Source organism: uncultured Brevundimonas sp., from assembly GCF_963977465.1.
In the GTDB taxonomy this organism is placed as follows: domain Bacteria; phylum Pseudomonadota; class Alphaproteobacteria; order Caulobacterales; family Caulobacteraceae; genus Brevundimonas.
Genome location: NZ_CAXBOQ010000004.1, coordinates 1 through 19,854, shown reverse-complemented (window position 1 = coordinate 19,854; position 19,854 = coordinate 1). Strand labels below are relative to the sequence as shown.

General features: G+C 67.8%; 22 protein-coding genes. 6 read left to right on the top strand and 16 right to left on the bottom strand.

Features of this window, described 5'->3' with window-relative positions:
- Positions 1-23: 23 nt before the first annotated feature.
- Genes lpxK through AAC067_RS09215 form a run of 4 tightly spaced genes read right to left on the bottom strand, consistent with a single transcriptional unit; the run spans position 24 to position 4,912 of the window.
- Positions 24-1,091: a tetraacyldisaccharide 4'-kinase gene (gene lpxK / locus AAC067_RS09230; protein WP_339931777.1), complete on the bottom strand. Its 1,068-nt coding sequence runs from the start codon at positions 1,089-1,091 to the stop codon at positions 24-26.
- Positions 1,088-2,383 (bottom strand): 3-deoxy-D-manno-octulosonic acid transferase, encoded by a 1,296-nt coding sequence (locus tag AAC067_RS09225; RefSeq protein ID WP_339931776.1) that lies wholly within the window; start codon positions 2,381-2,383, stop codon positions 1,088-1,090. The genes lpxK and AAC067_RS09225 overlap by 4 nt, the downstream gene beginning before the upstream one ends.
- A 1-nt stretch (position 2,384) precedes the next feature.
- Complete coding sequence (locus tag AAC067_RS09220) at positions 2,385-3,071, bottom strand: lysophospholipid acyltransferase family protein (protein WP_339931774.1); 687 nt, start codon at positions 3,069-3,071, stop codon at positions 2,385-2,387.
- Positions 3,068-4,912 (bottom strand): ABC transporter ATP-binding protein, encoded by a 1,845-nt coding sequence (locus AAC067_RS09215; RefSeq protein WP_339931772.1) that lies wholly within the window; start codon positions 4,910-4,912, stop codon positions 3,068-3,070. Before AAC067_RS09215 ends, AAC067_RS09220 begins: the two co-directional genes overlap by 4 nt.
- A 199-nt stretch (positions 4,913-5,111) precedes the next feature.
- On the opposite strand from AAC067_RS09215, the gene AAC067_RS09210 reads away from it, so the two are divergent.
- Together AAC067_RS09210 and AAC067_RS09205 are read left to right on the top strand one after the other, a co-directional pair.
- Positions 5,112-6,698, top strand: a complete 1,587-nt coding sequence (locus tag AAC067_RS09210; protein ID WP_339931770.1) for a PAS domain S-box protein — start codon at positions 5,112-5,114, stop codon at positions 6,696-6,698.
- 64 nt (positions 6,699-6,762) lie between these two features.
- Positions 6,763-7,431, top strand: coding sequence for a sulfur transferase domain-containing protein (locus AAC067_RS09205; protein WP_339931768.1), 669 nt, complete (start codon positions 6,763-6,765; stop codon positions 7,429-7,431).
- 3 nt (positions 7,432-7,434) lie between these two features.
- On the opposite strand, the gene AAC067_RS09200 is transcribed toward AAC067_RS09205, so the two are convergent.
- The 7 genes from AAC067_RS09200 to AAC067_RS09170 all read right to left on the bottom strand — a co-directional run bounded on the left by AAC067_RS09200 (position 7,435) and on the right by AAC067_RS09170 (position 14,059).
- Positions 7,435-7,647 (bottom strand): hypothetical protein, encoded by a 213-nt coding sequence (locus AAC067_RS09200; protein ID WP_339931766.1) that lies wholly within the window; start codon positions 7,645-7,647, stop codon positions 7,435-7,437.
- A gap of 80 nt (positions 7,648-7,727) precedes the next feature.
- Positions 7,728-7,976 carry a DUF4170 domain-containing protein gene (locus tag AAC067_RS09195; RefSeq protein ID WP_339931765.1) on the bottom strand — a complete coding sequence of 83 codons (249 nt, stop codon included), beginning with the start codon at positions 7,974-7,976 and terminating at the stop codon, positions 7,728-7,730.
- A gap of 21 nt (positions 7,977-7,997) precedes the next feature.
- Entirely contained in the window at positions 7,998-8,804 is an 807-nt protein-coding gene (locus AAC067_RS09190; RefSeq protein ID WP_339931763.1) for a 3'(2'),5'-bisphosphate nucleotidase CysQ, read from the bottom strand.
- Entirely contained in the window at positions 8,801-10,132 is a 1,332-nt protein-coding gene (locus tag AAC067_RS09185) for a metallopeptidase TldD-related protein (protein WP_339932465.1), read from the bottom strand. The genes AAC067_RS09190 and AAC067_RS09185 overlap by 4 nt, the downstream gene beginning before the upstream one ends.
- Before the next feature lie 84 nt (positions 10,133-10,216).
- On the bottom strand, positions 10,217-10,636 hold the full coding sequence (locus tag AAC067_RS09180; protein WP_339931761.1) for an MAPEG family protein: 420 nt from the start codon (positions 10,634-10,636) through the stop codon (positions 10,217-10,219).
- 2 nt (positions 10,637-10,638) lie between these two features.
- The gene (locus tag AAC067_RS09175) at positions 10,639-12,477 is read right to left on the bottom strand and encodes a M14 family metallopeptidase (protein WP_339931759.1); all 1,839 of its coding nucleotides are present in this window, start codon (positions 12,475-12,477) and stop codon (positions 10,639-10,641) included.
- Positions 12,478-12,529: 52 nt separating this feature from the next.
- Complete coding sequence (locus AAC067_RS09170) at positions 12,530-14,059, bottom strand: UbiD family decarboxylase (protein ID WP_339931757.1); 1,530 nt, start codon at positions 14,057-14,059, stop codon at positions 12,530-12,532.
- 175 nt (positions 14,060-14,234) lie between these two features.
- Between AAC067_RS09170 and AAC067_RS09165 the strand changes: the two genes are divergently transcribed.
- Together AAC067_RS09165 and AAC067_RS09160 are read left to right on the top strand one after the other, a co-directional pair.
- Entirely contained in the window at positions 14,235-14,471 is a 237-nt protein-coding gene (locus AAC067_RS09165; protein ID WP_339931755.1) for a hypothetical protein, read from the top strand.
- Positions 14,472-14,505: 34 nt separating this feature from the next.
- The gene (locus AAC067_RS09160; protein ID WP_339931753.1) at positions 14,506-14,919 is read left to right on the top strand and encodes a retroviral-like aspartic protease family protein; all 414 of its coding nucleotides are present in this window, start codon (positions 14,506-14,508) and stop codon (positions 14,917-14,919) included.
- Here AAC067_RS09160 and AAC067_RS09155 read toward each other — a convergent pair.
- The 5 genes from AAC067_RS09155 to folE all read right to left on the bottom strand — a co-directional run bounded on the left by AAC067_RS09155 (position 14,916) and on the right by folE (position 17,923).
- Complete coding sequence (locus AAC067_RS09155) at positions 14,916-15,164, bottom strand: helix-turn-helix domain-containing protein (protein WP_339931751.1); 249 nt, start codon at positions 15,162-15,164, stop codon at positions 14,916-14,918. The genes AAC067_RS09160 and AAC067_RS09155 overlap by 4 nt on opposite strands.
- A 49-nt stretch (positions 15,165-15,213) precedes the next feature.
- On the bottom strand, positions 15,214-16,050 hold the full coding sequence (locus AAC067_RS09150; RefSeq protein WP_339931749.1) for an aldo/keto reductase: 837 nt from the start codon (positions 16,048-16,050) through the stop codon (positions 15,214-15,216).
- A gap of 58 nt (positions 16,051-16,108) precedes the next feature.
- Positions 16,109-16,597, bottom strand: coding sequence for a hypothetical protein (locus AAC067_RS09145; RefSeq protein WP_339931747.1), 489 nt, complete (start codon positions 16,595-16,597; stop codon positions 16,109-16,111).
- A 120-nt stretch (positions 16,598-16,717) separates the two neighbouring features.
- Entirely contained in the window at positions 16,718-17,161 is a 444-nt protein-coding gene (locus AAC067_RS09140; protein ID WP_339931745.1) for a biopolymer transporter ExbD, read from the bottom strand.
- Positions 17,162-17,308: 147 nt separating this feature from the next.
- On the bottom strand, positions 17,309-17,923 hold the full coding sequence (gene folE, locus AAC067_RS09135) for a GTP cyclohydrolase I FolE (protein WP_339931743.1): 615 nt from the start codon (positions 17,921-17,923) through the stop codon (positions 17,309-17,311).
- A gap of 161 nt (positions 17,924-18,084) precedes the next feature.
- On the opposite strand from folE, the gene cysS reads away from it, so the two are divergent.
- Together cysS and AAC067_RS09125 are read left to right on the top strand one after the other, a co-directional pair.
- Complete coding sequence (gene cysS, locus AAC067_RS09130) at positions 18,085-19,494, top strand: cysteine--tRNA ligase (protein ID WP_339931741.1); 1,410 nt, start codon at positions 18,085-18,087, stop codon at positions 19,492-19,494.
- Positions 19,495-19,647: 153 nt separating this feature from the next.
- A partial coding sequence (locus AAC067_RS09125) for a hypothetical protein (RefSeq protein ID WP_339931739.1) occupies positions 19,648-19,854 on the top strand: 207 nt, incomplete at its 3' end.

Genomic DNA, 19,854 nt, shown 5'->3' with positions numbered 1-19,854 from the left:
AGGTCGGCTGCGGGTCGATGAGGTTAAGGTCGGAAAGACCCCTCATCCGACCCGCTGCGCGGGCCACCTTCTCCCGCAAGGGGAGAAGGGATGTTCGAGAGCAGCAGCGCCCCAAACCCCGCCTCATCGTCGAACGTGGCCTTGACCGGCCAACTGATCACTCGTGCGCGCCACGCGGGCGGCAGGCGGGACCAGTCCTTTTCGGTGGTGATCAGCCGGGCGTCGAACACCGCTGCCCGGTCGGTGAGGGCGCGCAGGTCGCTTTCGCGGAAGGCGGCGTGGTCGGGGAAGGCGGCGAATTCGACCAGATCGGCCCCCGCGGCCTTCAGCGCGCGCTCGACCTTCCACGGCTTGGCGATGCCGGCGAAGCCCATCAGCGGACCGGGCGGCGGGGCGGCGGCGGGCTGCAGCCGGGCGATGAAGACCGGCAGGGGGGTGAGGGTGGCGACCAGTTCCGGGTCGGCGTCGGCGATGTCGGCGGGCAGCAGGATGACCACGGCATCGGCCCGGGCCAGACCGGCCTTGAGCGGCTCGCGCATCGGGCCGGATGGAAACACCGCCCCGTCGCCGAACGGCCATTCGTCGTCGCGGGTTTCGCCGTCGACGATGATCAGGCTGAGGGTCTTCTTCAGGGCCGGGTTCTGGTGGCCGTCGTCCAGCACCACGGCCTCGGCCCCGGCAGCGGCGGCGGCGCGGGCCCCGGCGACCCGATCGCGGGCGATCCAGGCGGGGCTGTCCAGCGCCAGCATCAGGGGCTCGTCGCCGACGTCGGCGGCGCTATGGACGGCGGGATCGACCCGGACCGGGCCTTCGAGCTTGCCGCCGTAGCCGCGTGACAGGGCCTGGGCGTCGACACCCGCGGCGCGGAGCAGGCGCAGGACTTCACGGACGACCGGCGTCTTGCCCGAGCCACCGACCGTCAGATTGCCGATCGAGATGACCGGGATGCCTGCATCAACGGGAACCGTGCGGGCGATGCGCCGGGCGGTGACGGCGGCCCAGAGCCAGCCGGCCGGGCGCAGCAACATCCGCGTCACCGGCGCATGGCGGCGCTCGCGGTCGTACCACCAGCGGGGGGTCGACAGGCTCATCGGTGCCTCCGGGGCGGGGCGGGCGGCAGCAGGGGCTGTAACGCGGTCCACAGCCGGTCGAGGCCGACCCCGGCCTCGGTGGCGGCGCGGCGGCCGCGGTCGCCCATGGCCCGGGCGGCTTCCGGATCGGCCAGCAGCGGCGCGATGATCGTCGGCAGATCCGCCGGGGTGCGGGCCACAGCCAGACCCCCGGCCTCGACCAGGCTGCGGGTGATGGCGGCCCAGTTGGAGACGTCGGGACCGGTCACCGCCGGGCGACCCAACCGGGCCGGCTCCAGCGGGTTGTGACCGCCGACCGGCGGCTTGCCCAGCGCGGCCGAGAACGATCCGCCCATCACCACGACATCGGCCAGACGCAGGAACAGCCCCATCTCGCCGAGTGTGTCGGCCAGATAGATGTCGGTACGGGAATCGAGCGGCTGGCCGGAAGACCGGGCGGTGAATTTGAAGCCCTCGGCGGTCAGGGCCGCGGCGATGGCGGCGCTGCGTTCGGGATGGCGCGGCACCAGGATCAGGCACAGGCGGTCGGCCAGCGCGTCCAGCGCCTGCACCAGCGCCAGTTCTTCGCCGTCATGGGTGCTGGCGGCGACGACGACCGGGCGCTCGCCGATGGCGGCGCTGAGGGCGGTGAAGGCCGCGGGGTCATGCGGCAGGGGGGCACCGGACAGCTTCAGGTTCACCTGACCGTCGATCTGGGCCCCGAGGGACAGCAGCCGGGTGGCGGAGGCCCCGTCCTGCGGCAGGACCAGATCGAAGGCCCCCAACAGGTGTCGGGCGGCCCCGGGCACCCGGGTCCAGCCGGCGGCGGTCTTTTCGGTGATACGGGCACTGACCAGCGCCAGTTTCACGCCGCGGGTCCGGGCAGCGAGGATCAGATTGGGCCACAACTCGCTCTCGACGAACACGCCCAGCGTCGGTTGCCAGTGGTCGAGGAAGGCCGTCACGGCTCCGGGGGTGTCGACCGGGGCGAACTGGTGGATGACCCCGGCGGGCAGGCGCTGTGCCAGCAGGGCGGCCGAGGTCAGGGTGCCGGAGGTGACCAGCACGCTCAGGTCCGGGCGCTCGCGCACGAGCCGCTCGGCCACCGGCAGCAGGGACAGGGTCTCGCCGACGCTGACCCCATGCAGCCAGACCAGATCGCCGTCGGGCCGCGGACGCCCGGCCAGACCCAGCCGTTCGTCGACCCGGACGCCGTCCTCCTTGCCGCGTTTGACGCGGGCGTCCAGCAGCCGCGGGGCCAGCGGCTCCAGCAGCCGGGTGGCCAGACGGTAAAGGTAAAGGGCGAGGCTCACGTCACACCCGCGCCACACCGACGATGGCGTCGGCCTCGGCTTCCACGGCATTGAGACGGTCGGTCCAGTCGCGGGCGACTTCGGCCGGGTCGGCCCCTTCGGGATAGTCGGTGCGGTCCCAGACGATGGCCCCGCGGCCGAACGGCAGGGGCAGCATCGCCCGGTCCCAGCTGTTGAGGCGGACGGACGGGTTGCACGACATACCGATCAGCAGGACCGGGACCTTCGACAACTTGGCCAGCAGGACGGTGCCCTCGGCCATCTGGCGGGCCGGTCCGCGCGGGCCGTCCGGGGTGATGGCCAACGCCCCGACCTTGAGCTGGCGCAGGCCGTCGCGTAGGGCCTGCGAGCCGCCCTTGGCGCGGTCGGCCTTGTCCTTGTTGGCGGATGAGCCGCGCACCGCCGGAAAGCCCTGCAGGGCCACGGCCCGGGCGATGAACTGGCCGTCGGGGCTGAGCGAGATCAGGGCCTTGGCCGGTTGGGCCCGCTGCGTCGGCCAGCAGCTCGGAGCCAGGGCGATGCGCGAATGCCAGAAGGCGCACAGCACGCCGCCCCCGTCGTCCCAGACAGCCTCGGCCGCGGGTTCGTTGACGTGGGTCCAGCGGATGGTGGCCAGGCAGAACTGCATCCACCGGGCCAGAAGCCAGGCCAGCAGGCCCTGGATGACCGGATTACGCAGCGGCCTCACGAAACCGCCGCGACCGCGACGGGGTCGCCGTCCAGTGACTGTTGTTTGGCGAGTCGCGAATAGAGACCGCCGAGGCTGACCAGCTGATCGTGGGTGCCGGTTTCGACGACCCGGCCACCGGCGATGACATGGATGCGGTCGGCGTTGCGCACCGTGGATAGACGGTGGGCGATCATCAGGGTGGCCCGGCCCTGCATCAGCCGTTCCAGCGCCGCCTGGACCAGGGCCTCGCTCTCGGTGTCCAACGCCGAGGTGGCCTCGTCCAGCAGCAGGATCGGGGCGTCCTTGACGAAGGCGCGGGCGATGGCGATGCGCTGGCGCTGGCCGCCGGACAGGCGCACACCGCCCTCACCGGCGCGGGTGGCATAGCCCTCGGGCAGGGCGGTGATGAAGTCGTGGGCGGCCGCGGCCGTGGCGGCGTGGACGATGTCCTCGGCCGTGGCCCCCGGACGGCCGTAGGCGATGTTGGCGGCGATGGTGTCGTCGAACAGGAACGGCTCCTGGGTGACCAGGGCGATGCGGGCGCGCAGGTCGTGGATCTTCAGGTGGCGGATGTCCTCGCCGTTGATGGTCACCGCACCCGAGGTCACGTCGTAAAAGCGCGGCAGCAGCGATAGCAGGGTGCTCTTGCCGCCGCCGGACGGGCCGACCAGGGCCACGGTCTCGCCGGGGGCGACGGTCAGCGACACGTCGGACAGGGTCGGGGCGCCGCCGTCGGCGGCCGGGGCATAGGCGAAGGAGACCCGGTCAAAGGCCACCGTGGTCGGCCCCTCGGCCAGGGTGTGGGCGTCGGCGGCCTCGCGAATCTCGGGCTGGATGTCGAGGGCGGCGAACAGGCGTCGTGCCGCGGTCAGGCCCTCGGCCATCACCGTCTGCAGATTGGTCACCTGACGCAGCGACTGGCCCGCCGCCATCAGCAGGCCGATGAAGGCGGCGAAGGCCCCGATGGTTATGGCCCCGTCCTGGGCGCGCCATCCGGCATAGGCCATGACCGCGGCCACCACGATCATCGAGACCAGATTGCTGGCCGGACCGGCGAAGGCACGGGAGTCGGCACTCTTGATCACATGACGCTGGCGGCGGCCGACCACCACGGCCACGCGGGCCTCCTCGGCGGCCTCGCGGTTTTCGATCTTGATCAGCCGGACGCCGTCCAGATTTTCCATCAGGGCGGTCGACAGGTTTTCGGTCTCGGTCATGGCCCCGCGCGTGGCCTTGCGGGTGCGTTTGGAAAAGCGCCGCATGATCAGGGTGACCAGCGGCACGCCGAGCAGGACGATCAAGGTCAAACGCCAGTCGATCAGGGTCATGGCTCCGATGACAAAGATCAGGGTCAGGCTGTGCTGGGTGTAGTTGACCACGCCGTTGGTGAAGGCCTCGCGTACCAGATTGGCATCGAACAGCACCGAGGAGACGAAGGTGCCGGAATGCTGGCTGCGCAGCCGGGCCAGGTCGGCGCGGATCATGGCGGCGAACAGGCGGATCTGGATGTCGCCGACGATGCCGTGGCCGAGGCGGTTGACGAGGGCGGCCTGACCCAGGGCGGCGGCGGTCCAGACCAGGGCCACGGAGACGATGATGACGGGAATCCAGATCACCGCCTCGCCGGGTGGAATGTTGATCACGCCCCAGACCTTGACCGGCACGTGTTCGAACAGGCCGTTGATCGCCGGTTCCAGCAGTTTCAGCACCGTGGCCGCCATGGCCCCGGCCACCGCCGCGCACAGCATGGAGGCGAACAGGGCCGACTTGTGATGGGCCAGATAGTCGCGCCAGATCCGCGCCAGTAGCGGGCGCAGCGGTTCCTTCTCGTCGGCGGCAGCGGCGGCGGGCATGGTCATCGACCTTCGGTCGGACGGGTTGCGCGCCAAGTCAAGCGCGGGGCGGCTTGCGGGAGCCCTTTCGGTCGGCTCTTCAGGGCCGGTGATGTCTTAACCCACCCGGTCGCCGGGTCGCTCTTTTTGCCCCGCTTGTGGGAACCCATAGCCAAATCAGACGCTCGCCGACGGATGCCCATGTGCAGGCGAGTCATGAGGGACCATGGATCACGACATCGAACCGCTGGACATGAGCCATGCCGACCTCGCCGAAGAGGTCCGGATACTCAGGCTCATCAACGAAACCGGGGCGCTCGTCGCGTCGGAGCTGGACCTCGCCCGCAATGTGCAGACGGTCGTCGACGCCGGGGTGTCGCTGACCGGGGCCGGCTTCGGGGCCTTCTTCTACAATGCCGTCAGCGACGAAGGCGAGGCGTTCCTGCTGTACGCCCTGTCCGGTGCCGATCCCGCTGCGTTTTCCGCCTTTCCGCACCCGCGGGCGACCCCCATTTTCGCGCCGACCTTCCACGGCGAGGGCATCATCCGCTCTGATGATATCACCCGGGATCCGCGATACGGGCAGATGGAGCCGCATCGCGGCATGCCGGCCGGTCATCTGCCGGTGCGCAGCTATCTGTCGGTGCCGGTCATCTCCCGTTCGGGCGAAGTGCTGGGCGGACTGTTCTTCGGGCATCCGGAGGCAGCGCAGTTCTCAGTGCGGCATGAGCGGATCATGATCAGCGTGGCGGCCCAGGCCGCCTCGGCCATCGATAACGCCAAGGTCTATGAGGCTGCCCGGCTGGAAATCCGCAAACGCGAGGTCGCCGAACTGGCCTTTCGCGACACCGACCGGCGGCTGCAGGCCGTGCTCAACAATGCGACGGTGTCGATCTTCCTGATGGATGAGCAGCAGCAGTGCGTCTACATGAATGCCGCTGCGGAGGCGTTGACGGGCTATCGGTTCGAGGAAACCCGCGGGCGCCATCTCCATGACGTGATCCATCACACCCGGCCTGACGGCACGCCGTTTCCACTGGCGGAATGCGCCATCGATCGCGCCTTTCCCGAGAACAACCAGCAACAGGGGGAGGAGGTTTTTGTGCACAAGGACGGGTCCTTCTATCCCGTGGCCTTCACCGCCAGTCCGATGCGCGACGAGACAGGCGCGACCGTCGGCACCATCATCGAGGTTCGCGACATCAGCGAGGAGCGGCGTCATGTGGCGACGCGCGAACTGCTGATGCGGGAGGTCGATCACCGGGCCCGGAACGCCCTGACGGTGGTGCAGTCGCTTGTGCAATTGGCCGGGGCCACGGACGTGGGCAGCTACAAGACGGTGTTGCTGGGCCGTGTCGGGGCGCTGGCGCGGGCCCAGGGCAGTCTGGCTGACCGCAAATGGGAAGGCGCCCGGGTCAAGGATCTGGTCCGGGACGAACTGGCCAGTCTGTGGCCGGAGGAGTCCTGTGACATTCGCGGCCCCGACGTCGCCGTATCGCCGGATCAGGCCCAGCCGGTGAGCATGTTGATCCATGAGCTGGCGACCAATGCCTCCAAACACGGTGCGCTGAGCGTCGTGGGCGGCAAGGTCAGCGTCGAATGGTCGGTGCAGGGGAACGATCTGGTGCTGATCTGGTCGGAGTCCGGCGGCCCCGCCCTGAAGGCCCCCGAGCGGACGGGATTCGGGTCGCGGCTGGTCGAACAACTGGCCCGGCAACTGCGGGGGGAGATTTCGCGCGAATGGCGCGCGGACGGCCTGCAGCTGAAGCTGGTCATGCCGCTTGTCCCTGCGGCGGTGGGCGTGCCGGCCTGATCCGCAGGGCCATCGTCGTTATTGCGGAATGACGAGCAGGGCAGGACCCGCTATCCCGCTGTGTATGACCCGCTACGATCTCACCACCCGGACCGGCCGTCTCAAGGCGGGCTGGGACTATGTCTGGAAGGACCACGCCTTTCTGCGGGTCTGGTTCATGAACGCCCACTGGCTGGGCCCTGATCTGGTGCGCACCAACCAGCCGTCACCGCGTCAGCTGGCGCACTGGCAGCGGCAGGGCATCAGGACCGTCATCAACCTGCGCGGTAGCGAGCGCGACGAGGCGTGGTTCGCACTGGAAAAGGACGCCTGCGAACGGCTGGGCCTGACGCTGATCAGCGCGCCGCTGGATTCGCGCGATCCGCCGCAGAAGGACCGGGTACACCGGGCCCGTGAGCTGTTCAAAACCATTGAATACCCGGCCCTGATCCACTGCAAGTCGGGGGCGGACCGGGCCGGGATGATGGCGGTCTTTTATCGCCACTTCCATCTGGGCGAGCCGATGTCCGAGGCCATCGGTCAGCTGTCCAAAAAGTATCTGCACCACCGCGAGGGGCTGACCGGGGTGCTGGACTATACGCTGGAGAAATACCTGCGCGAGGTCGCACCGACCGGAGTCAGTTTTATCGACTGGATCGACAGCGATGCCTACGATCCCAAGGCGATCCGGGCCGAGTTCAAGGCGGGCTGGTGGGGCACATTGCTGACCGAGAAATTGCTGCGCCGGGAATAGGGCTCAGCCCCAGGGCCCGCGCGGCTTGCCGGTCGGGCTGGTCGGTTCTTCTTCCTGGCCCAGACGGCGGGCGCGGCGTTCGGCCTCCCAGCGCTTGAACCAGCGGCCGTAGGCGTGCTCACGCGGCAGGACGAACAGCCAGAAGACCAGCAGCGTCAGCAGCGAGGCGAGGGCAAACAGTTCCTGTCCACCGAGGGTTTGGCCGAAAACGGTCATCGGGCTAGCTCCAGCAGTCACGCGATCGTGCAACGGTAGTGCTTCAATCGCACGACCGTTCCCGAAGGATCGGGTCAGCTCTAGTGGGCATCGCCGCGCGGGTCGATCATCCGGTGCGCGTGCAGGATGAAATAGCGCATGTGGGCGTTGTCGACTGTGGCCTGGGCCCGGGCCTTCCACGCCTTTTTTGCCTCGCCATAGCTGGGATAGGCCCCGACGAATTCGACCTTGGACAGGTCGCGGAACACCGGGGCGTCGAGGTGGCGCAGTTCGCCGCCGATGACGAGGTGCAGCAGCTGCGGGGAGTCGGTTTCGGCGGGAGCGGTCATGCGAAGGGTCCGGAAGGTGGGTCAGTCTGCGAGCGGGATAGGCGCACAACGCCGCACGATCAACGGGTGAAGCGCCGGGGCCGCGCAGATCAGGCTGCTCTGGCGCGGATCGGGGCGGTTGAACAGCCATGGGCGGCCGTGGTGGTCGCTGACCTTGGCACCGGCCTCCTCGGCGATCAGGGCCCCGGCGGCGATGTCCCAGTCCCATTTCGGCCTCAGGGCGATGGCGGCGTCGAACGCCCCGGCGGCGACCAGAGCCATGCGATAGGCGATGGCGTTGCGCTTTTCGAACCGCATCACCGGCCACGGCTCGGGCCAGATCGGCCCTTCCAGCAGCCGGGCGTCGGCCAGCACCGAGGCGTCGTCCAGGGTGGTGACGTCCGAGGCGGTGATCGGCCGGTCGTTGAGAAAGGCCCCGCCGCCGCGGGTGGCGACGAAGGTCTCGTTCAGGGCCGGGGCGTGGATCACGGCGGCGATCGGCACACCGTTCTCGACCACGGCGATAGGAATGCACCACCACGGGGTGTTCTTCATATAGGCGACGGTGCCGTCGATCGGATCGACGATGAAGATGCGCTCGCGCGTGAGACGTTCAGGACTGTCGGCGGTCTCTTCCGACAGCCAGCCGTAGTCGGGCCGGGCCCCCAGCAGGGTGTCCTTGAGCAGGGCGTCGACGGCCATGTCGGCATGGGTCACCGGCGAGCGGTCGGACTTGGACCAGATCTTCAGTCCGCGCTCGCGCTCGGCCAGGGCCAGGTCGCCGGCGGCGCGGGCGGCGTCGCGGATCAGGTTAAGGTCCTGAATGAAGTTATCGCCGTAAGTCGTCATTTTCCCGCGATGGCGAGGGCGTCGAACATCAGGGACGGCACATTGAATGAGCTGCGGAATTCGAGGTCCGAACCGTGCACCAGACGCAGGTAGATGTCGGGCAATTTGCCGGCCACGGTGACCTCGCTGACCGGATAGGCCAGTTCGCCGGCCTCGAACCAGAAGCCCGAGACTCCCGCCGACCAGTCGCCGGTGTTGGGGTTCAGCGACGGGCCGAACATCGAGGTGACCAGCAGGCCGGTCCCGGCGTCGGCCATCAGTCCGGCCAGGTCGCGTTCGCCCGCTTCCATGTGCAGATTGTGGGTCGAGACTCCCGGCGGTCCGGCCAGGCCGCGGGCCGCGTGACCGGTCGAGGCCAGACCCAGCTGGGCGGCGGCGGCATGGTTCATCAGCCAGGTCGTCAGCACGCCGTCGTCAATGATTGATTGCCGCTTGACCGCCACGCCCTCGTCGTCGAACGGGGTCGAGCCGAGGCCACGCGAACGGAACGGATCGTCGATCAGATGCACGCCAGAGGGCAGCACGGCCTGACCCATCCGGTCCTTGAGGAAGGACGAGCCGCGCGCGATCGATGGACCGGAAATCGCGCCGAGCAGGGGCGAGATCACCTGGCCGGCGATGCGGTTTTCGAAGATGACCGGGGCGGTCATCGAGGCGATCTTGCGCGGGCCGGTGCGCGCCACCGCGCGGCGGCCGGCCTCGGCCCCGATGGCGTCGGCCCCGGGCAGGTCGGACAGGTGGCGGGTGTGGCGGTGTTCGCCACCGCGCTCCATGGCCCCGTCCTTTTCGGCGATGACCCCGACCCCGAGGCCGAAGCCCGAGCCGTGATAGGCCCCGTCGAACCCGTCGGAGGTGACCAGCCGCCAACGACTGGTCGAGCTGGAGGCGTGACCGCCCTCGGAGCGGGCGACACCCTCGACGGCCATGGCGGCGGCCTCGGTGGCGACGGCGGCGGCTTCCAGCTCGGCGGCCGTGCGATGGGTGCCGTCGAACAGGTCCAGATCGGGGAAGGGGCCGCGCGCCAGCCGGTCCTGCGGGGCGAGGCCGCAATACGGATCCTCGGGGGCCAGCCGGGCCATGGCCACGGCGCGTTCGACCAGTCGGCTGCGGGTGGCGTCGGACAGGTCCGAGGCCGAGACCGTCGCCTGTCGTTTGCCGATGAAGACTCGCAGGCCCAGATCGCGCGATTCCTCGCGTTCCACCTCTTCCAGCGTGCCGTTGCGGACCCCGACCGACAGGGCCGCGCTCTCGGCCGAGACGGCCTCGGCGGCGTCGGCTCCGGCCCTCAGGGCGGCGGCGACCAGATCGGGCAGCAGGTCAGCGGGGATGGTGGCGGTCGACGGGGAAGCACTGGACATACCCCGATATGGCCGACCCCCTGCTGCACCGCAACCATGGGGGTCGTGGCCGGTTCAGATCACCGCGAAGGCGATCAGGGAGACGGCCCCGACCAGCAGGGCGATCCACGTCATCAGCATGCCCAGAACCCGGCCCAGCGACGGCCCCGTCTGCAACACCAGCCCCAGCGCATGCACGAGGCGGCCGACCACCAGGGTGACCCCGATGGCGTGGATCAGCACCGCCGGGGCCCCGATCAGGGCCAGCAGGACCAGGGCGATCAAACCGGCGGGAATGTATTCGCTGGCATTGCCGAAGGCGCGGGCCGCAGCGGTCATCTCGACATTGCCGGCGTCACCGAAGGCGATCTGGTGCCGCTGCCGCCGCCGCACCACCAGACCGGACAGGGCGAGCAGGATCAGGATCAGCACCCCGGCCCACAGCCCGGCGGCCTGTATGGCGGACATCATCTCCATCGGGTGGGTGGCGGGCATGATCAGGTCTCCCGACCGACCGGATAGAGCCGGTAGTGGTCGTCGTGGAAGGGCGTACGCTCGTAGAACCACTCAAGGCGCGCATTGCCGTCCGCGGCGAAGGCCGGATCGGCGGCCAGCTTCGCCTCGAACTCGGCCTTCAGGGCCGGGTCGGCGGCCAGCATGGCCTCGGCCAGCGGGGCGATGGCATAGGGCTCGATATATTCGACCCGGCTCAGCACCTCGGTGAACATGCCCCAGGCGAAGAAGCTCTCGCTGGACTGCGGCTCCAGCAGCAGGACCACGATATCGCCCAGCGGCTGGTCGGTCGGCACCCGCACCGAACCGGCGGGGAAGGTCTGGTTGCGGCGTTCGACGCTGACGTCGGTGACGCTGGCCTGGACGTGGCCCTCATTGGCGCGGGTCGCCAGCTTGGGATCGTTGAGGCGCAGCATGTCCAGCGACACGGTGCGCGGTGCGGTCAGGGTCTCCATCTCGACCCCCTGCATCTTCAGCCGTTCGATCAGGTCGGCGCGGTAGGCCGGGATCCAGTAGGCCACCGGCCGCTGCAGGATCAGCGACGGCTTCGAGCCGTAGAAGGGCAGGGACCACAGCTCCGGGTCCGGCTGGCCCAGCCAGCGCACGACCGGCTGGCCCAGCGCCGGGCTGTCGTACATCTCATAGGTGATGCCCTTGAAGGCGCGGGTCGCCGACGGTTCATCCTCGGGCACGAAATTGGTCGGGATTTCGGCGGGACGCAGGGCGCGGTCGGCGGTGACGGCGGCGCGCAGGGCGGGGCCGTTGGCGGCCAGCAGCTTCATCGACTCTTCGAGGAAGACATAGGTGCCCAGCACCCGCTGTTCATAGGGCTTGAGGCTGTGGTTCTCGATCAGGATGGCGGGGACGTGGGCGGCCGAGCCCCAGCCGTTGGAGAAGCGCTCGCCCAGACCGCCGTCGGACAGGCCAGCACGGGGATCGGCCTCATCGGTGCCGAACACCAGCTCGCCCGGGATGTGGCCTTCGGCCTCCAGCGCCGCGTTGATGCCGGGCTTGAAGGTGGCGTCCAGCCAGCCGGCGATGGCCGGGCTGCGCGACCAGACGCCGTTCTCGCCGTTGAAGCCGAAGGTGATGTCGTACTGGTAGTCCATGCCGTCGGTGACATGGATGTCGACATAGAGGTCGGGCCGGTATTTCAGCACCAGACCGCGCACCGCCTGCATCTCGACCTGGTCCAGCTTGATGTAGTCGCGGTTCAGGTTCTGGTTGGTGGCGGTGTTGCGCCAGCCCTGGGTGCGGGGTCCGCGCTGGTTGGGACGGGAATAGGCACTGGCCCGCTCATGGCCGTCGACCGACAGGATCGGGATCAGGATCAGATTGACCTTGTCCAGCAGGCCACCCTTGTCGCCGAAGGCCATGTCGCGCAGCAGCATCATGCCCGCGTCCTTGCCGTCGATCTCGCCCGGATGGATACCCGCCTGGGCCATCAACACCGGCTTGGCCGGGTCAAAGGTCGCGCCGTCCTTGGAGGCGATCACCGCATAGATCGGTCGCCCCTCGGGCGAGACGCCGAACTGTTCGATGCGGATCAGGTCCGAGGCCGCGTCGAGCCGGTCGAACCAGGCGCGGGTGTCGGCATAGTTGGGGCTGAAATCATGCGCGGGGTCCAGCTCGAAATCGGTGACCCAGGGATGGCTGTCGTCGACCAGCAGTGCCCGGCTGGCCCCGTCCCATGCCGGAGCCGGGGGCAGGAAGGCCTGATCCCACGGCGCGGTGTTGGAAACGGACGGCGAGGCGGAACTCTGCGACATGGCGGGACTCACAAACATTACTGAAAAGGCGGCCAGCAGGGCGAGATGACGCATGGATAAACCTCGGACTGACCGGAACGATCCGGGACCATAGGCCCCTTGGCCGTTATTTCCAGATGGGTTTCCCGTCACCGGGCAAACCCAGCCGGTCCCACATGTCGGAGACCTTGCCGATCACCGCCTCGTCCATGCGGATTTCCTCGCCCCATTCGCGTTTGGTCTCGGGTGGCCATTTGTCGGTGGCGTCGAGGCCGATCTTGGAGCCGAGGCCGCTTTCGGGGCTGGCAAAGTCCAGATAGTCGATCGGGGTGTTCTCGATCAGGGTGATGTCGCGGGCCGGGTCCATCTTGGTGGCCATGGCCCACATGACCTGTTTCCAGTCGCGGGCGTCGATGTCGTCATCCACGACGATGACCCATTTTGTGTACATGAACTGGCGCAGATAGCTCCACACGCCCAGCATCACCCGCTTGGCATGGCCGGGGTAGGCCTTCTTCATCGACACCACGGCGATGCGGTAGGAGCAGCCCTCGGGCGGCAACCAGAAGTCGGTGATCTCGGGGAATTGCGCCCGCAGCAGGGGGATGAAGACCTCGTTCAGGGCCTCGCCCAGCACGCTGGGCTCATCGGGCGGGCGGCCGGTGAAGGTGGTCAGATAGATCGGATCCTTGCGCATGGTGATGGCGCTGATCTGGAAGACCGGGAATTTCTCGACCGAGTTGTAGTAGCCGGTGTGGTCGCCGTAGGGACCCTCGTCCTCATGCTCGTCCAGCAGGACGTGGCCTTCCAGAACGATCTCGGCCTGGGCCGGCACCATCAGGGGCACGGTCTTGCAGGCGACCAGCTCGGCCTTGGCTCCGCGCAGCAGACCGGCGAACTGGTATTCCGACAATGTGTCCGGCACCGGGGTCACGGCGGCGAGGATGGTGCCCGGGTCGGCCCCCAGTACCACGGCGCAGGGCAGGGGCTCCTTGGGGCGGACCTTGCGGTGCCGGGCATAGTGCTGGGCCCCGCCGCGGTGGGCCAGCCAGCGCATGATGCAGCGGTCCTTGCCCAGCACCTGCATCCGGTAGATGCCGAGGTTGAAATCATCCTCGCGGGCGTCTGAGGGCCCCTTGGTCACCACCAGACCCCAGGTGATCAGCGGCGCGGGCTCGCCGGGCCAGCAGGTCTGAACCGGCAGGGCTCCGAGATCGATCTGGTCGCCCTTCAGCACCACCTGCTGCACCGGGGCGGACTTCACCACCTTCGGCCGCATGGCCATGACCTTCTGCGCCAGCGGCAGCATCTCGACCGCGTCGGACAGGCCACGCGGCGGGGTCGGGTTCTTGAGGAAGGCCAGCAGTTCGCCGACCTCGCGCAGCTCGGCGGCGGTGGTGCGTTCCTTGTTGTCCAGCGTCACGCCCATGGCCACGCGCTTCACCGTGCCGAACAGATTGGCCAGCGCCGGGATCGGGCTGATCGAGCCGTCAGCCATGACCGGCTTCTCGAACAACACGGCCGGGCCGCCGTTACGCAGCAGCCGGGTCTGGATCTCGGTCATCTCCAGCACGGTCGAGACCGGCTCGGTGACCCGCACCAGCTCGCCCTCGGCCTCGAGCATGGCGATGAAGTCGCGCAGGGATTTGTAGGCCATGCAGGTGGATTAGGTGGCGAACCGCCTTCTGTCACTAGTCGATCCGTCCACAACGGTTAACGGCCGTTAACCCAAATTGCAGCGACTCGGGCATCATCCGTGGTGTCTGCTATCGGGACCGAGTCGAGCACGCGGAGTTTCCGGCCATGCGCAAGCGAGTATGCCCATGAGTGTCTTGAGCCAGGACATCTCAGCCTTCGAACATATGCGGCCTGATCTTGAGGCCCATCATCGTTTGGAGTGGGTCGTTTTCCACGACGGTCATCTCATCGACGTCTACCCCGATTTCGATGCTGCAGCGTCTGACGCCATCGATCGCTTCGACTCCGGGCCTTTTCTCATCCGGCAGGTAGGCGCTCCGCCGCAGGTTCAACTGACCGGGGGAATGGTTTTTACTCGCGCTGATGCCTGAGGAGTCGGTTGGATTTAGATCCGGTTTCGGTGGCTTGTCCGCCGCTGATTTGCTCGTTCAGGTCGGCCCGACTGTTCGCGTCGACATCGGACGGAAATCGCGCGCGCAGCCGGCCGATCCGCCGGATTTGGCCGGCAAGCGGATCAAGGCCCTGATCGACACCGGCGCGGTTGGAGACTGCATTGATGAGCTGTTGGCCCAGGAGTTGCGGCTGCCCGTGACAGAAAAGGGCGTCATCAGTGGCGTCGGAGGTCGTCACGCGGCGCTGATCTATACGGCAAGGCTGTATGTCCCGGCCTTGAATCAGCTTCTGTTTCAGCAATTCACGGGTGTCAAACTGGCGGAAGGTGCCCAGCCGCATCGCGTACTGCTTGGCCGGACGTTCCTACGGCACTACCGGATGATGTACGACGGTCTCACCGGGCAGGTCGATCTGTCGACCGACTAATAAGCCGGAACATCCGACATCAGCGCCCAGAGCGGCAGGCTGAGGCAGGCGGTGGCGGCGGCGATCTGCAGACTGTTCAGATGGGCGCGGCCGGCCTCGGCCAGCCGAATCTGTTCGGGCGACAGGGACAGGGCCTCGGCCAGGGCGTCGGTGCCCAGGCCGCGCACCCGCCGCCACTGTTTCAGCCGTGTGCCGATGGCGACGTCGGCCGGATCGAGTCCGGGAAACCGGTGGATCGAGCCCATCGGCCTGCCTCCCTGGCGTTCCTCGAGCGGGTCAGGTGCCGCCCTGCCGTCAATCCTGATCCCAGACGAAGGCCTTGTCGAGCCAGTCGCCGATTCGGCCATCGGGGCGGGCCAGGGCGTGGATGCGCAGCATCTCCTCGTCGGACAGGGCGAAGTCGAAGATGTCGAAATTCTCGGCTGCGCGGCTTTCCTTCGAGGTGCGCGGGATGGCGATGACGTCCTGCTGGATCAGCCAGCGCAGGGTGACCTGGCCGGGAGTCTTGCCGTGGGCGCGGGCGATGTCGGCGATGACCGGGTCTTCGGCGATTTTGCCCTGGGCCAGCGGTGACCAGGCGGTCAGCGACGAGCCGAGATCGGCGGCCGTGGCCCGCAGCGTCTTCTGGGACAGGTAGGGGTGGTATTCGACCTGGTTGGTCACCAGCCAGGCGTCCGACACCGACTGGGCCTCGCGGAACCGGGCCGAAGGGAAGTTGGACAGGCCGATCGACCGGGTCAGGCCGCGCGCCTTCGCGTCGTTCAGCGCCCCCAGGGTCTCGATGAAGTCCGGCGTGGGCCTGGGCCAGTGCAGCAACAGCAGGTCGGGCGTCAGACCCAGCCGCTCAACCGAGGCGGCGGCGGCGCGCTGCAGGTCGCCGGCGGCGAAATCCTCGACCCAGATCTTGGTGGTGACGAAGATGTCGGCGCGATCGACGCCCGAATCACGGATGCCCTGACCGACGCCTTCCTCATTGTTGTAGATGCGCGCCGTGTCGATGTGGCGATAGCCGATGCGCAGCGCCTCGGCGACCATGCGCCGGGCGTCGACGGGTTCCAGCTGCCAGGTGCCGAAGCCGAGCAGGGGAATGGAGACGTCATCGACGGTGATGGCAGGCTGGGTTTGCGACATGGAAAACTCCGGACGGCGGGGAGCCTTCATCTGGGGTCGCGGCGGGTGCGATCAAGCGTCAGCGGGGCCGGTAGAGGAATTCATAGCCGGTGGACCAGGTCTCACCCCCATCGCGCGAGACCTCGCCGGTCTGACGTACCGCGCCGTCGTCTGCCGGGGCGACCGTCATCCGTTGCCATACCTCGCCCCGCTCGGCGATCAGCACCATGGCCCCGTCGACGGACTCGCCGGCGAAGGTCGAGACCGAGCCGGTCGAGTCGACATAGAACTGCCGCCAGACCCCGTCGATCGCGTCGAAGGCGCTGTAGCTGTGACCGCGATAGTCGGTCGGGGTCCCGCCGGGGCCAACGGTCTGGTGGTAGGTTTCCTGGACCGCACAGCCGTCGGCGACCGGTTCGATCCGGCTGTCGGCGACGACCGTCCCGCTGGCGACGGCGGTGACGGTCCAGTCACCCAGCCAGAAGTCGAAGGCCCGGTGGTCGGCGTCGGTACAGTCGACCGGTGTGGTCTGGACCAGGGCGGCGAGGGCAAGGGTGATCAGGATCATGGCGGACCTCCTTGGCCGAGGGGACGCCCGGCACCCGAAGTCGTCAAGTCGACCGTCGCAAAGAAAAAGGCCGCCTCCCGGAGGAGACGGCCTTGTTTCAGTCGCCCGGGCGCAATCGCCTCAGGTGATGTCTTCGTTCAGAAGGCCGACTTTGAAGAAGCCCTTTTCCTGAAGCTTGTTCATGACTTCCATGAACGCGTTGTATTTCACTTCCGGCTGGGCGCGCACGAAGACGCGCTCCTCACGGCAGTCGCCGGTCTCGCCGCCACCGAGGGCAGCGCACACGTCGGCGTCGAGGGTTTCGATCGTCGTCTGTTGCTCGGCGATGAAGATCGAGCCCGAGTCCTGGATGGTGATGTAGACCGGATCCTTCTGCTCACCGTCGACCGGCGGAGTTGCCGGCGGCAGGTCGAGTCTGATGGACACTGTGGCCATGGGTGCCGCGACCATGAAGATGATCAGAAGCACCAGCATAATGTCCACGAACGGCGTGACGTTGATGTCCGCGTTCTGGGCAATGGTTTTGCCGCCCTGTCCGGCGGGACCTGCAAGTTTGGAGCCCATGCGCTGAAAATCTCCCTCGGGTTCGCGGCAGTAGCAACGAACTGCGCCTAATGTTCATGGTGTCTTGGCGTCATGCGACGCGCTTGTAAAGCGGTCTCGGGCCTCAGTTGGTTCCTGAAAGGCAGAATACCCCCAGAAGGCGAGGAATCAGCCCTTGGCCAGCTTGAGAAAGCGATCCATCAGGGCAGGATCGGTTTTAAATACGCCGGTGAAGCGGGTGGTCAGGGTTGAAACATGCCGGTGATGGACCCCGCGGGTGGTCATGCACTGGTGTTCGGCGTCGATCAGGACCGCCACGCCGGCCGGGGCCAGATGCGAATCAAGGGCCGCGGCGATCTCCTGGGTCAGGGTCTCCTGGGTCTGGAGCCGTTTGGAGAAAATTTCGACGACGCGGGCGATCTTGGAGATCCCAACGACCTTTTCGGTCGGGATATACGCGACATAGGCCTTGCCCAGGAACGGGGCCATGTGGTGCTCACAGTGGCTTTCGACCTCGATGTCGCGCAGCAGCACCATGTCGTCATAGCCCTGCACGTCCTCGAAGGTGCGCGACAATTCCTTGGCCACATCGGCGTCATAGCCCTGGAACCAGTCGCCATAGGCGTCGACCACGCGACGCGGCGTGTCGATCAGGCCTTCGCGCTCGGGATTGTCACCGGCCCAGGCGATCAGGGTGCGGACGGCTTCCAGCGCCGTCTCGCGTGACGGGCGGACGGGGGTCGCGTCACTGACCAGGACGGGTTTGACGGGGGTCAGGCTCATGCTCGATCTCAAGGCGGCGAAGTCGCGCCGGAACGAAGGTCCCGGATGGACGCGCGCCACTCTCCCTATAATACGCCGCACGGCTGTTCGCGCCTGCGGTAGACCGGCTATATGGGAGACACCCTCCGTCCTGCAAGAAAACTGAAGGCCGCCGCCGCAATATGACGCTGACGCTCCACGATACCCTGCACCGTGAAAAGCGCGTGTTTGTGCCCCGCGATCCGGAGCGGGTGACCCTCTATGTCTGCGGCCCGACGGTCTATGACTTTGCCCATATCGGCAATGCCCGCCCGCCGGTGGTGTTCGACGTGCTGGTGCGGCTGCTGCGGCGGGAATACGGGGCCGACAGTGTCGTCTATGCCCGCAACGTCACCGACGTGGACGACAAGATCAACGCCCGGGCGACGAAGGAGGGCACGCCGATCGGCGACGTCACCGCCCGCTTTGAGGCCGCCTATCTGGAGGACATGGCCCGTCTGAACGTGTCGCCGCCCGACATCGCCCCGCACGTCACCGATCATATGGACGCCATCGTCGCCCAGATCGGCAAGATCATGGCGCAGGGCTGCGCCTATGTCGCCGAGGGTCATGTGCTGTTCGACGTCTCGTCCTACGAGGCCTACGGCCGGCTGTCCGGTCGCAATCTGGATGACATGATCGCCGGGGCCCGGGTCGAGGTCGCGCCCTACAAGAAGAATCCGCACGATTTCGTGTTGTGGAAGCCGTCGAAAGAGGGCGAGCCGTCGTGGCCGTCGCCGTGGGGTGCCGGGCGTCCGGGCTGGCATATCGAATGCTCGGCCATGATCGAGGAGACCCTGGGTCTGCCGATCGACATCCACGGCGGCGGCATCGACCTGGTGTTTCCGCACCATGAGAACGAGATCGCCCAGGGCGTCTGCGCCCATGGCCACGCCCATGAGGCCGACGCCCACGCCGAATACAGCCGCTACTGGATGCACAACGGCTTCCTGACCGTCGACGCCGAGAAGATGTCCAAGTCGGTCGGCAACGTCCTGTTGCTGCATGATCTGGTGCAGGCGATGCCGGGCGAGGTGGTTCGCTGGGCTCTGCTGAGCGCCCACTACCGCCAGCCGCTGGACTGGAACCAGGACCTGCTGGACCAGTCGAAGAAGAACCTCGACCGTCTGTATGGGGCGCTGCGCCGGGCCGCAGACGTCGAGGCGCTGGGCGACATGCCGTCGCCCGAGTTCCTCGAGGCCATTTCGGACGACCTGAACACCCCGGGCGCCATGGCCACCATGTTCGCCCTGTCCAGCGAGATCGAGCGCGCCATGACCGCGGGCGATCTGCAGGCGGTGGGCATCGCCAAGGCCGAGCTGATGGCCTCGGGGGCCATTCTCGGCGTGCTGCTGTCGACGCCGGACCAGTGGTTCGAGGGCGGCGTCGATGACGCGCTGCGGGTCGAGGTCGAGGCCCTGCTGGCCGAACGGGTCACCGCCCGCGCTGCCAAGGACTGGGCCGAGGCCGATCGCATCCGCGACCGTCTCAACGCCCTGAATGTGGTGGTGATGGACAGCCCCGCCGGGGCGACCTGGCGGCTGAAAGGCTGACGGATCGGCTGCTCCGGCTCTGCGGCATGCGGCCGCAGCGCGGGCGATTTCCGGGGGCTGACGGGCGACGGCGCGTAGACCCTACAGGAAGCCGACCGGTCGAGACCGTGCCCGATGGCATGGCCATCCGGCGGTGATCACTGGAGACACACCATGACCAGAACCCGAATTTCGTCGCTCGCCATCGCCGGTCTGCTGGCTGCGCTCGCTGCCGGTCCCGTGGCCGCCCAGAGCGCGCCTGACGCCCACGCCGCCCACGCGGCCCAGGCCGCAGCGGCTCAGGCGGCACCTGGCGCGCCTGCGGCGGAAACGCCCGCCTGTCACGGTATGGCGGGCATGGATCATTCGTCCATGACCCCC